Source organism: Hyphococcus sp. (assembly GCF_965228385.1).
Lineage (GTDB): Bacteria > Pseudomonadota > Alphaproteobacteria > Caulobacterales > Parvularculaceae > Hyphococcus.
The window spans coordinates 2,551,726-2,564,768 of record NZ_OZ245810.1; the positions used below are offsets into that span (position 1 = coordinate 2,551,726).

At 55.0% G+C, this 13,043-nt stretch carries 12 protein-coding genes; 10 read left to right on the forward strand and 2 right to left on the reverse strand.

The window, feature by feature from the left end:
• Window positions 1–128 precede the first annotated feature (128 nt).
• Window positions 129–329, forward strand: coding sequence for a hypothetical protein (locus tag ACQK2Q_RS11910; RefSeq protein WP_425409961.1), 201 nt, complete (start codon window positions 129–131; stop codon window positions 327–329).
• Here the strand turns inward: ACQK2Q_RS11910 and ACQK2Q_RS11915 are convergent.
• On the reverse strand, window positions 326–1,012 hold the full coding sequence (locus tag ACQK2Q_RS11915; protein ID WP_425409962.1) for an HAD-IA family hydrolase: 687 nt from the start codon (window positions 1,010–1,012) through the stop codon (window positions 326–328). The genes ACQK2Q_RS11910 and ACQK2Q_RS11915 overlap by 4 nt on opposite strands.
• Window positions 1,013–1,151: 139 nt before the next feature.
• Between ACQK2Q_RS11915 and glmU the strand changes: the two genes are divergently transcribed.
• The 4 genes from glmU to gor all read left to right on the forward strand — a co-directional run bounded on the left by glmU (window position 1,152) and on the right by gor (window position 5,237).
• On the forward strand, window positions 1,152–2,501 hold the full coding sequence (gene glmU / locus ACQK2Q_RS11920) for a bifunctional UDP-N-acetylglucosamine diphosphorylase/glucosamine-1-phosphate N-acetyltransferase GlmU (protein ID WP_425409963.1): 1,350 nt from the start codon (window positions 1,152–1,154) through the stop codon (window positions 2,499–2,501).
• Window positions 2,502–2,509: 8 nt separating this feature from the next.
• Entirely contained in the window at window positions 2,510–3,211 is a 702-nt protein-coding gene (rpiA, locus tag ACQK2Q_RS11925) for a ribose-5-phosphate isomerase RpiA (RefSeq protein ID WP_425409964.1), read from the forward strand.
• 85 nt (window positions 3,212–3,296) lie between these two features.
• A complete protein-coding gene (locus tag ACQK2Q_RS11930; RefSeq protein ID WP_425409965.1) occupies window positions 3,297–3,839 on the forward strand; it encodes a hypothetical protein in 543 nt (180 codons plus the stop codon).
• Window positions 3,840–3,848: 9 nt separating this feature from the next.
• Complete coding sequence (gene gor / locus ACQK2Q_RS11935; protein ID WP_425409966.1) at window positions 3,849–5,237, forward strand: glutathione-disulfide reductase; 1,389 nt, start codon at window positions 3,849–3,851, stop codon at window positions 5,235–5,237.
• 314 nt (window positions 5,238–5,551) lie between these two features.
• On the opposite strand, the gene ACQK2Q_RS11940 is transcribed toward gor, so the two are convergent.
• A complete protein-coding gene (locus ACQK2Q_RS11940; RefSeq protein WP_425409967.1) occupies window positions 5,552–6,076 on the reverse strand; it encodes an invasion associated locus B family protein in 525 nt (174 codons plus the stop codon).
• Window positions 6,077–6,252: 176 nt separating this feature from the next.
• On the opposite strand from ACQK2Q_RS11940, the gene acnA reads away from it, so the two are divergent.
• From acnA to ACQK2Q_RS11965, 5 genes are all read left to right on the forward strand, one after another.
• The gene (gene acnA, locus ACQK2Q_RS11945; protein WP_425409968.1) at window positions 6,253–8,928 is read left to right on the forward strand and encodes an aconitate hydratase AcnA; all 2,676 of its coding nucleotides are present in this window, start codon (window positions 6,253–6,255) and stop codon (window positions 8,926–8,928) included.
• 188 nt (window positions 8,929–9,116) lie between these two features.
• Entirely contained in the window at window positions 9,117–9,869 is a 753-nt protein-coding gene (locus ACQK2Q_RS11950) for a hypothetical protein (protein WP_425409969.1), read from the forward strand.
• A complete protein-coding gene (locus ACQK2Q_RS11955; protein WP_425409970.1) occupies window positions 9,776–11,575 on the forward strand; it encodes a glycosyltransferase family 2 protein in 1,800 nt (599 codons plus the stop codon). The genes ACQK2Q_RS11950 and ACQK2Q_RS11955 overlap by 94 nt, the downstream gene beginning before the upstream one ends.
• Before the next feature lie 61 nt (window positions 11,576–11,636).
• Window positions 11,637–12,458, forward strand: coding sequence for a diaminopimelate epimerase (gene dapF, locus ACQK2Q_RS11960; RefSeq protein ID WP_425409971.1), 822 nt, complete (start codon window positions 11,637–11,639; stop codon window positions 12,456–12,458).
• Window positions 12,459–12,460: 2 nt separating this feature from the next.
• Window positions 12,461–13,042 (forward strand): thymidine kinase, encoded by a 582-nt coding sequence (locus tag ACQK2Q_RS11965; RefSeq protein ID WP_425409972.1) that lies wholly within the window; start codon window positions 12,461–12,463, stop codon window positions 13,040–13,042.
• Window position 13,043 lies beyond the last annotated feature (1 nt).

Here is a 13,043-nt window from a genome sequence, read left to right on the forward strand (position 1 = left end):
GTGAAAATATAACGAATTTTTCAGGTAAACGTCCCGGTGTAAAAAAATCAGTTTTGTGCTTGAAAAAATCAGATTGTCTTATATTCTTCGCCCGGTGGAAACGTTCATAGGCTAATTCGGGGTAATCGATGACTGACCTGTGCAATCGCGACGGCGCCAGCCGTCTTGCAGCAAAAATTCAGGACTTTTGGCGTAAACGCGGCTTTGACGTGGTGGTGGAAACAAAAGACGAAGGCTTTGTTTCAACCATGCGTTCCGCGCGCACCGACATCAGAAGCAATATGATCAACGGCATGCCGACGAAATTCGGCGCCGCAGAAGCGCGTTAGCCGCGCAGCGACTGTTCAATAACAGGCTGTAAATCGGCGTATTGTGAAAACATTGCGGCGGCGTTTTCCGGCTGCGTAACTGGGCCGTATCCGAAATCGGCCACATAGCACGGCAGGCCCGCCGCCGCCGCTGCGCGAATATCCGTATCGCTGTCGCCGATAAAAACCGCTCTGCTCGCATTGGTTTTCTCAAGGCATAACAGCACCGGGGCGGGATCGGGTTTCGGCGCCGGTGCGGTGTCTGCGCCCACAACACAGTCAAACAACGCCGCAATCTCCAGCGTTTCCAACAGCAACCGCGCCATGGCTTCGCGCTTGTTCGTGCAGATCGCCATTTGCGCGCCGCGCCGCCGCAGATTTTCTATAAGCGCGACAACGCCCTCAAATGGGCGTGAATGAACCGCAATGTTATGCTGGTAATGATCGAGAAATAATTCCAGCGCCCGGTCGAGTTCTTCGTCGCTGGCGTCGCGCCCGGCCGATAATTCGTAACCGCGCATGAGCATGCGCCTTGCGCCGTGCCCGACCAGATGACGGACGTCTTTACCCGGCGCCGGATCGAGACCCGCTTCAGACAAGGCGAAATTCATCGACGCCGCCAGATCCTCCGCCGTATCGACGAGCGTGCCGTCGAGATCAAATAACAGGCAAGCGCCTGAAAATTCGCCATCGCGGCTTGTCATAAACCTACCCGTACTCTCATTTCACCCCCGCTTCTGTGGACCGCTAAGACGCTTTAAAGATTTGCCGTAAAACATAGTCTGCTTTACCGCAAATATGGTAGACGCCGTCCACGCGCCTCCAGAACAGAACTGAAACATAATGACGAAACCTTCCATCGCCGCGATAATCCTGGCCGCCGGGCATGGCACGCGCATGAAGTCGCAAACGCCCAAAGTCATGCACGAAATCGGCGGGCGCGCCATGATCGCGCACGTGATTGACGCTGCAAACGCCACTGACCCGGCAAGTATTTCCGTCGTCATTGGAGATCATGCGCCGCAGGTCGGCGCGTTTGCGCAATCGCTCGATCCGCGCGTTAAAACCGCCGTCCAGGCCCCGCCGCAGGGAACGGCGCATGCGGTGGCTCAGGCCTTGCCGTTAATTACAGATTTCGATGGCGTTGCGCTTATTCTTTACGCCGACACCCCGCTCGTCAGACCCGGCACGCTCAATGCGCTTGCGGAAAAAATCCGCGACGGGGCGAGCGTCGCCGTTCTCGGCTTCCGGCCTGAAGATCCCGAAGCTTACGGACGGCTAAAACTCGATAGCGACAACTCTCTCGCGGCTATTGTCGAAGCAAAAGACGCAACGCCCGAAGAACTTGAAATCAGTTTGTGCAATTCCGGCGTCATGGCGATCGACGCGCGATTTTTACAGGCCCGCCTGAAAGATATTAGTAACGATAACGCCAAGAGCGAGTACTACCTCACCGATATCGTCGCCCTGGCGCGAAGCGACGCCAAAACATGCGCCGTTATAGAAGCAAGCCCCAGCGAAGTCATGGGCGTGAATTCGCGCGTGGAGCTTGCAGAAGCTGAAGCGGTTTTCCAATCGCGAATGAGAATTCAGGCCATGGAGAACGGCGCGACGCTCGCTGACCCTTCAACGGTCTTTTTTTCTTACGACACCGTGCTCGGCAAAGATGTTGTTATCGGACAGCATGTGGTTTTCGGGCCGGGCGTCGTCATCGCGGACGGCGTCAATATTAAACCCTTCTGCCATATTGAAGGCGCGCAAATAGGTCCAAAGACCGATATCGGTCCGTTTGCGCGGCTGCGACCGGGCGCCGACGTGATGACGGGCGCAAAAGTCGGCAATTTTGTCGAGATCAAAAAAGCCAGCATCGGGGCCGGCGCCAAGGTAAGCCATCTCAGCTACATCGGCGACGCTGAGATCGGCGCGGAGGCGAATATCGGCGCCGGGACGATCACCTGCAACTATGACGGATACCGCAAACACATAACCCGCATCGGCAAGGGCGCCTTTATCGGTTCGAATTCAGCGCTTGTGGCGCCCGTTACGATAGAAGACGGCGCGTATGTGGGCTCCGGCTCGGTCATCACAAAAGACGTGGAAGCCGATGCGCTTGGCGTGGCGCGCGCGCGCCAATCGGTCATCAAGGGATGGGCGTCGCGGTTCAGAAAATCACACGAGACAAAAAAGCAGTAGGAACGCAGATGGATCAGGATATTGGCAAACGCCTTGCTGCGGAAGAAGCGGCGAAATATCTCGAGCGGGGCATGGTGCTGGGTCTTGGCACCGGTTCAACGGCTGCGCATTTCGTCGATATCGCCGGGGCGCGCGTCGCCGAAGGCTGGCCGCTGAAAGGCGTGCCGACATCCGAAACGACACGCCGGCAGGCGGCGCTTTTAGGGATTGAAATTATCGAACCGGATGAAACAACCGTGATCGATCTGGCGGTGGACGGCGCCGATGAGGCCGACCCCGGCCTCAATCTCATCAAGGGGGGCGGCGCGGCTTTGCTGCGCGAAAAAATAATCGCGCATGCCGCCAGAAAGTTCATCGTTATCGCCGACAAATCAAAACGGGTGACGGCGCTCGGCGCATTCCCCTTGCCCGTCGAGATATCGCCTTACGCCTGGGCGCTCACGGTGGCGGCCATGCGGCGCGTGCTTGATGAGCATGGATTTTCTCAAGCAAAACTCGCCATACGCGCGTCAGACGGCGTTTCGGTGAAAACGGATGGCGGCAATCTCATTGTCGATTGCGCGCTCGAGCGGATTGAAAACCCGGGCGTGCTGGAAAAAGCGCTGAACGACATTCCCGGCGTTCTGGAAAACGGCCTGTTTTGCGGCATGGCGGACATGATCATTTATGGTTCGGACGACGGCGTATCGACGGCGGCGCCGAGAACATAACGCTACAGGACTTTTGCGCTTCCCTGATCCGTGCGCTAGCGTTCCCGGCGAAGAGAGCTTTCAGCAAAACTCAAGGGACCCGCGAGTGAGTATGACGCAAACGCGATTTGAAAACCTTCAAGAAGCGATCAAGACCTACGGCGCGGCGGCGTTTGAAAACCTGCTCCGCAGCAAGGGTTTCGCCGAAGCCGTACTGGCGGGATTTCCCGGATATCTGGAATGCGCTTCCGAATGCGTCAAGGCGGCGCCGCCGGCGGGCCCTTTCGATCCGACAAAGGATTACGGCGAAGCCGCCTTCAGCTACAGCCACCGCGAGGTCATCGTGTTGGAGCCGATCATTTTCGGCGTTGCGCTGACGGTGAAAAATTTCGAGGACTCAGGGTCTTTATGGCTGAGAACCGCGCTTTCGGTCGAAGTCACCGGCGACACGTTCGACGTGTTTGTGGCCCGCCAGCCGCTGATCCGTATACCGCTCGACTACGAAGAAAAGCTCGAACCGGTATTCGACGCCATCTATCGCGAGTTTTTGAACACTTTTCAGCTGGAAGTGCTTGAGTTCAATGATAAGCGCTTTGCAACAGGCATTGGTTTCGTTCCGGAAAGCGCGCCGCCGGCGCCAGAAAAATAAGAGCAGGACATGACAAAGTACGACTACGATCTTTTCACCATCGGCGCAGGCTCGGGCGGCGTTCGCGCATCGCGCCTGGCGGCGAGTTACGGCGCAAAAGTCGGCGTCGCGGAAGAATACCGCGTCGGCGGCACCTGCGTTATCCGCGGCTGCGTGCCGAAAAAGTTTCTCGTTTACGCCAGTGAATACGGCCATGGATATCACCACGCCAGGGGGTATGGCTGGTCGGCGGATAATGTTTCATTCGACTGGAAGGCGCTGATTGAAAACAAAGACAATGAAATCGACCGCCTGAACGGCATCTATATCCGCAATCTGAAAAACGCCGGCGCGGATATTTTTCAGACCCGCGCCACACTAAAAGATCCCCATACTGTCCATCTCGAAGCCGAAGATCGCGACGTCACAGCCGAACGCATCCTTATCGCGACGGGCGGCGCGCCCTGGACCGACGAGACAGTGCCCGGTCACGACCTCGGCGTCACCTCGAACGAGGCGTTTCACCTCGACAGCCTGCCCGGTCATGTTGTTGTCGCCGGGGGCGGCTATATCGCCATCGAGTTCGCCTGTATTTTCAAGGGTCTTGGCTGCGACGTCTGCCTTGTCTATCGCGGCGAAGATATCTTACGGCATTTCGACGCCGACATATCCGTCCAGTTGCACGCGGAACTTCAAAGACAGGGCATTCGCGTCGTCACGCAGAATATTTTCGAGAAAATTGAAAAAACGGATGGAGAGAAAAAACGCGTTCACCTTTCCGGCGGCGATACAATCGAAACGAATCTCGTCTTCTGGGCCGTGGGCCGCAAACCCACGACCAGGGGGCTGGGCCTGGAAGAGGCCGGCGTTGAACTCGACAAGAACGGCGCCGTCAAAGTCAACGAAAACTCTCAATCATCCGTAGACAACATTTTCGCCGTCGGCGACGTGACGGACCGCGTCAACCTGACCCCGGTGGCCATTCGCGAAGGCGCGGCGTTCGCCGAGACGTATTATAATGACAACCCTACACAGACGGATTATCGCTTCATCCCGAAAGCGGTCTTCTCCCAGCCGCCGGTTGGCACGGTCGGCTATTCGGAGCAGGACGCGCGCCATGAATTTGACAATGTGGATATCTACAAAACAAATTTCCGCGCCATGAAGCACATGCTGACCGGCTCGGAAGAGCGCGTGATGATGAAGCTTGTTGTCGACGGCGACACCGATCGCGTGCTTGGCTGTCACATTGTCGGCGAAGACGCGCCGGAAATGATTCAATGTATCGCCATCGCCGTGAAAGCCGGTCTCAAAAAGAAAGATTTCGACGATACGGTGGCGCTGCACCCGACGATCGCCGAAGAACTCGTCACCATGCGCGAGAAGTTTGTTCCGTCGGATGAGAAACTTTCGCGTTAAAAGCGAGCCCGCTTCAAAATTTTACATCCTATCTGATGAATTCTTCCATATTTCCCAGTGTTGGTGGATAGATATCCACGGGGCTCCCGGCGGCCTTATAATGCCTTTCGTTATTGTAGTGGCGCTCTTTGCGTCATGAACCTTCGCGAAACGTGGGTGCGCGACAACCGGAGAGTTTTGTCCGTATGCATAGGTTGTACAAAAATTTTCTAAAAGTTGCACAACAATCGGCTGTACGCCAGCAATCAAGCGGCGCAGACGGCGCGAGAAATCAGGATTGTATAACTTTAAAGCGGCGCAATAGACGCAGCGGCCTATTGGCACTCCTCGGCGGCGCGATCCAGCGCCGCGGAAACGCCGCGCAGGGAAATCACATAGCTTGTCGCCGTGCCGCGCTGGGAAAGCGCGCTGACCCGCATATCCGCGCCTCTGCGCATGGCGCGAACAAGGCGTTCTTCTTCAGCCGATTCTTCGATAAACGCCTCATTGTCGGAAACATACATATCCCATTTATCGGAACCGATCCGGAGCGAGGGTTCCGGTTTTGTGTTCAACGCATAACCCGTCATCAAACTCGGCTGTTCTGTCGCGGCGCCGGACGCCCAGGTCGCGATCAGGAAGAAGACATCGCCGTGATTGGCCGATTTCGGCGATTTGTCGGCCGCTTCGGTGGCGGCGAAACAGATTTTCTGGCCGTCGGACTCGCGTACGAAAACACTCCAGTCGCGGAAGGTCGCTTTCGCCTCGGGCTGCTGCGCGGCGGCGCCGAAAACCGGCAGGCCGGCGGCGGCGAAGCCGGAAAAGACGGAGAGAACAACAGGTAAGGTCAAACGAAACATCAAAATCTAGGCTCCCTACTTTCACGCGGCGCGGCAGTTTATTGCGGTCAATGGCGATCCCATACCATAGTTCGAAATTTGTCGCGAGCGCGACAAGAAGATGAATTGCATGCCATGGGCCCATGCGCCATAACAGCCCGGAATTTCACGGATTTTTTTCATACCGGAGGAGCGAGATGATACCCGGAAGCGATTCACTGAAGACTAAAAAGACGCTGAACGCCGGCGGCGCGAGCTACGCTTATTACAGCCTCGATGAAGCCGCCAAACAGATCGGCGACATTTCCCGGCTGCCGTTTTCCCTGAAAGTCCTTCTGGAAAACCTGCTTCGCTTTGAAGATGATCGCTCCGTTTCAACCGACGATATCAAGGCCTTCGCGGATTGGCTGAAAGAAGGAAAATCAACGCGCGAAATCGCCTATCGCCCGGCGCGGGTATTGATGCAGGATTTCACCGGCGTTCCCGCCGTTGTCGACCTCGCCGCCATGCGCGACGCCATGAAAAAACTTGGCGAAGATCCGGAAAAGATTAACCCGCTGGCGCCGGTCGATCTTGTCATCGACCATTCCGTGATGGTGGACTATTTCGGCGGGCCGGATTCCTTCGAAAAAAACGTCGACCGCGAATATGAAAGAAACGGCGAGCGTTACAAGTTTCTGAAATGGGGCCAGGGCGCATTCGATAATTTCCGCGTGGTGCCGCCCGGCACCGGTATCTGCCATCAGGTCAATCTGGAATATCTCGCGCAGACAATCTGGACGGCGGAGTATAAAGGCGAGACCTACGCCTACCCGGACACGCTTGTCGGCACGGACAGCCACACGACCATGGTCAACGGCCTTTCTGTTCTGGGCTGGGGCGTCGGCGGCATTGAGGCGGAAGCGGCGATGCTCGGCCAGCCTGTTTCCATGCTGATCCCGGAAGTCATCGGTTTTAAAATGACCGGCAAACTGCCGGAAGGCGCGACCGCGACCGATCTTGTGCTGACTGTTACGGAAATGCTGCGTAAAAAAGGCGTTGTCGGCAAATTCGTTGAGTTCTTCGGTCCCGGTCTCGACCATCTGGCGCTGGAAGATCAGGCGACAATCGCCAATATGGCGCCGGAATACGGCGCGACCTGCGGCTTTTTCCCGATCGACAATGAAACGCTGCGTTACCTGAAAGCGACGGGACGGAACGAAGACCGCATCGCGCTCGTAGAAGCCTATGCCAAAGCGCAAGGCATGTGGCGCGATAAGGAGACGCCCGATCCGGTGTTCACCGATACGCTTGAACTCGATCTGGCCAGCGTCGTGCCGTCTCTCGCCGGTCCGAAACGGCCGCAGGATCGCGTATTGCTGTCGCAAGCGCCGGAAGGTTTCGCGAATGCACTCGACAAGGAATACGGCAAAGCGTCCGAAGCCGGCAAACGTGTTCCGGTCAAGGGCGAAGATTTCGATCTTGGTCATGGCGACGTGACCATCGCCGCAATTACGTCGTGTACGAACACATCAAACCCATCCGTGCTGATCGCCGCCGGCCTGGTGGCGCGCAACGCCCGAGCCAAAGGACTGGCGGTGAAACCCTGGGTGAAAACGTCGCTGGCGCCCGGCAGCCAGGTGGTTACAGACTATCTTGACGCCGCTGAGCTCACCGATGATCTCGATGCGTTGGGTTTCAATCTCGTCGGTTATGGCTGCACAACGTGTATTGGCAATTCCGGACCGCTTCCGCCCGCCATTTCAGACGCGGTCAACGAACACGATCTGGCTGTCGCTTCCGTACTTTCCGGCAACCGGAATTTCGAGGGCCGCGTCAGTCAAGACGTTCGCGCGAACTACCTCGCCTCGCCGCCGCTTGTCGTCGCTTACGCCCTCGCCGGCTCGATGAATATCAACCTGACGACTGATCCCTTGGGTCAGGACAAGGACGGGGCAGATGTTTTTCTGAAAGACATCTGGCCGTCGAACAAGGAAATCGCTGAAGTCGTGCGCGAACATGTGACGGCGAAAATGTTCGCAACGCGTTACGCGGATGTTTTCAAGGGCGACGACAAATGGCGCTCCATCGATGTCGGCGACGGCCAGACTTACCAGTGGCCATCCTCGACCTATGTTGCGAACCCGCCCTATTTCGAAGGCATGACAAAAGAGCCGAAGGCCGTTGAACCGATTAACAGCGCCCGGATTCTCGCTCTTTTCGGGGAGTCGATCACGACCGACCACATCTCGCCCGCCGGGGCCATCAAGGAAGACAGCCCGGCCGGCGACTATCTGAAATCGCACCAGGTGCCGGTTGAAGAGTTTAATTCCTACGGCTCGCGACGCGGCAATCACGATGTCATGATGCGCGGCACCTTCGCTAATATCCGTATAAAGAACCAGATGCTTCCGGGTACGGAAGGCGGCGTAACGAAATATACGCCGTCTGGCGAAGAGATGCCGATCTATGACGCCGCGATGAAATACAAGGAAACGGGAACGCCGCTCGTGGTTATCGCCGGTGAGCAATACGGCACGGGTTCGTCGCGCGACTGGGCGGCGAAAGGCACGATACTTCTGGGCGTGCGCGCCGTCATCGCCAAAAGCTTTGAACGCATTCACCGCTCGAACCTGATCGGCATGGGCGTCTTACCGCTACAATTTAAAGACGGCGACGGCTGGGAAGAGTTGAACCTCAGCGGCGATGAAGACATTACCATTGAAGGCGTGGACGGCATCGAACCGCGTTCAACGCTTCCGGTTATTATCAAGTTCGCCAACGGTGATGAAAAAAAGATCGAAGCGCTGGTGCGTATCGATACGGCGGATGAACTCGATTACTTCCGTCATGGGGGTATTCTGCATTATGTGATCCGCAAACTGGCGGCGTAAAATAGTGCGATGACTGAACAAATGTTGCGGCTGTTAAAAAACAGCGGTAACATTTGTTCGCACTGGAACAGGCGAATTTTTTCTGAAATAGTCTCCTCATCAAGACCAGAAAGGCTTGCGAGGGGGCGGGGGCGCTGTTTCTACCGGCTTGCAGAATTACGCTGTCAGTCATCGCTGTGATCGCAGCGATGCTGGCCAGCGCCGGCGCATCCCCCTGGGCGCGCCCCGGCGGCGAGTTGCTCGTCATCTCTCGCGGCGAGTATTTTCGAACGGAACTGGATTCTTTTGAAACACCGCAAGGCGTCATCGATTCACGCTTTGACCGGTTTGAATCCAATACCTATGTAGAATTCGGGCTAACTGAGAACATCACGCTGGGCGGCAAGGCGCTTTATGGAACCACCTGGTTTACGCGTGGGCCTGATGTGGATACGGCGAACGGCTTTTCCGAAATCGAAGCGTTCGCCCAATATCAGTTCCTAAGAAACAATACGCATGCAGGTTCCGTAAGAATCGCCGCCGCAAAACCGGCGCGCTTTCAATCCGGCGCGCGCACAATTCTGCAAAGCGATAAATTTGATACGGAACTCGCCGCGCTGTACGGACGCAACTTGATACGCGCGCCAATCAAAGTTTTCACCGCAATCGAAACCGGTTATCGCAAGCGATGGGGCGACGCCGCCGATCAGATCAAGTCTCAGGCGACAATAGGCGTAGAACCTTCCAGCCGGTTGCTTTTTCTGCTTGAAGGATTTTCAACTTTTTCGCTGCGAAACGAACGCGACAATGGCGCCGATTTCGATGTCGTTAAAGTGCAGCCGTCAATCGTTTTTCGCTTTTCTTCAAAGTGGGCCGTGCAGGCGGGTGTGTCCGAAGAAATAGCAGGCCGCAATCTGGAGCTTGGGCGCACTTATTTCATTGGCGTCTGGAGCTCGTTTTGACGGGCGGGACTGATATGTCTCCTGATCTGCGTGCTGCAAGCATAGTCGCGCCGCCTGATGAAACGCTGCAGGACTTCGCTCAAATCAGACGCTATTTAAAAAACGGGCGAACGCCCTGGCGGCGTCTTTCTGAGAAACGGCGTGGTCGCCTGATAAACGAGACTATCGTTACCCGGGAGGCTGCGGGTGAAGCTAACGGCAAGCCTTTCCCTTTGCATGACAATTACTTCGTGCAGAATAGCGAATTCAACTATTATATTTATAAACGCTTTGAGCGGGAAATCGCTTATGCTGCGACACAGAAACTAAAATCCGAAAGACCGGCCGACTCCGCCTACAGACTGCTCTCCTTCGCGCATGTTTTTTTCCTAACGCTGTCATTGCTGATTTTAACTTTTACATTCTATGCCAGCCCGATCGCCACGCTTATCACGTTGAATGCAGCCATTACGCTTTTTTTTCTGGCTGCTATTTTCTTCCGTGTATATCTGATTATCTTGAGTCGTAACGAGCCAGTGAGGAGCGATTCACCGATTGTAATCGATGATGATGCGTTGCCCATTATTTCTATATTATTACCTCTTTATCGCGATGCTCAATCGTTACCGACATTGATACAGGCGATTGATAATCTTGATTATCCCGAATCAAAAAAAGACGTAAAACTTCTTCTCGAAGATGATGATATTGATACAATCACAGAAGCGCGACGGCTCGGTCTTCATGATCGTTATCAGTTTGTCATCACGCCCCACAATACGCCAAAGACAAAACCGAAAGCGTGCAATTACGGCCTCTACCTTGCGCGCGGCGACTTAATCGTCATTTACGACGCCGAGGACTTGCCCGAACGCGAACAACTAAAAAAGGCCGCCGCAGCCTTCAACGGCGCAGACGGTCAGCTCGCATGCGTGCAAGCGCGCTTGAATTATTATAATGCAAACGACAACTGGCTGACGCGATTGTTCACATTGGAATATTCACTATGGTTCGATTGGCTATTGCCAGCACTGCAGCGCATGGATGCGCCGATACCGCTCGGCGGCACCTCAAATTTTTTTCGAACTGACATTCTGGAAAATGTAGGCGGCTGGGATCCATTCAATGTAACCGAAGACGCCGACCTTGGCCTTCGGCTGTCGCGGCTTGGTTATCGCGTCGAAGTGCTTGATTCAACAACGTATGAAGAAGCAAATTGCCAGGTCAACAATTGGATACGCCAGCGTTCGCGATGGATGAAAGGATACTTACAGACTTGGCTCGTACATATGCGCAAGCCCCACAGAATCATTGAAACAACCGGCTGGAAAGGATTCTTCGCCGTCCAAATGTTTGTGGCGGGCAATCTTTTCAGCGCGTTGATCAATCCTGTTATGTGGGCGTTGTTTCTCATGTGGATATTTGTGAAAGCGCCGCTCATCGAACAGATGTTTCCTTCGCCCCTCATGCAGATAAATCTGGCGGCGCTCGCTTTTGGCAACATCTTCTTCATCGCGATGATGGCCCTTGCCCCGATCAAGCGAAACCGCAGCGACCTTTCTATGTACGGATTGTTGACGCCCGTTTACTGGTTGCTAACATCAGTCGCTGCGTATAAAGGCATGTGGCAAGCTATCACAAAACCACACTATTGGGAAAAAACCGATCACGTGATTAGCGACGCGGCGAAAGCCCGCCGCACCAAAGCGTTGAATGATCACTTTTAAAAAAAAGTCGAAAAACCTGTCCTGAACGATGTCATCTCTTGCCGGCTATAAGTACCTTAAAATGAATGGACTTGGTAACGAGTTCGCAATTTTTGATCTCCGCAACAAGCCGGCTGCAATTGATGCGGAGACTGTGCGCATTATCGCCGATAACAAAACGGGTCCTGGTTGCGATCAGGTCATTACGATTGAAAACCGCAAAGGATACGACGGCGTTTTCATGGGTGTATGGAACGCAGACGGAAATGAAGTTGGCGCCTGCGGCAACGCCGCACGCTGTGTCGGCTGGCTGTTAATGAATGAAACGGGCGAAGGCAACGCCAGATTTATGACGGGTGGCGGAGAACTGTACGCTTTGCGCATTGGCGAAAACCGTATTGCAATTGATATGGGCGAGCCCCGGTTTCACTGGCGTGATATTCCGCTCGCTGAACAGATGGATGACACCCGCTTTGTGGACGTCAAACTCGGTCCCATAGACAACCCCGTACTGTGGGGGCCATCAGCCGTTAATGTAGGAAATCCGCACTGCATTTTTTTTGTTGAGGACGCAGAGTCGCAAGCGCTGGACCGTTTCGGGCCGATGATAGAGCATCACCCGCTCTTTCCCGAGCGGGTTAACGTGTCTGTTGCGCAAGTCACAAGCAAACACGCAATAAGGCTGCGCGTCTGGGAGCGCGGCGCGGGCATTACAAAAGCATGCGGCACGGCGGCGTGCGCCGCTACGGTCGCCGCTCATCGCAGGCGCCTGACCGCGCGCAAGGCGACTGTTACGCTGGACGGCGGCGATCTGGGCGTAGAATGGCGTGAGCATGACAACCATATCATCATGTCGGGCGCAATTGAATTTGAGTATGAAAGCGCGCTGCCGGAAAGTTTTTAACATTGGCAAAACTCTATTTCAATTACGCAGCCATGAATGCCGGCAAATCCACCGCGCTGCTTCAGGCTAGCTTCAACTATCGTGAACGCGGTATGCGGACGATCGAGTTCACGGCCAAGCTTGACAATAGAACGGAAGAAGGCGTGATTGCCTCGCGCATCGGCCTGCGGCGTCATGCTCATCTGTTCGACAGCGCAACCAACCTGTTTGATGTCGTGAAACAGGAAACACAAGACACGAAAGCGGCGTGTGTTTTTCTAGACGAAGCGCAATTTCTAAGCGCAGAGCAGGTTCGTCAACTTTCACAGATCGTCGACAGACTCAATATCCCTGTCATCTGCTATGGACTACGCACCGATTTTCGCGGCGACCTGTTCGAAGGCAGCGCCAGTCTTTTTGCGCTCGCAGATGAGATTCGCGAATTGAAAACAATCTGCAAATGCGGACGCAAAGCGACAATGAATTTGCGCATTGATCCGCAGGGCAACGCAGTGCGTGTTGGCGAAAAAATCGATATCGGCGGCAATGACAAATATGTCCCGCTCTGCCGGAAACATTTTTTCGACGCGCTTGAAAAAGATTAAG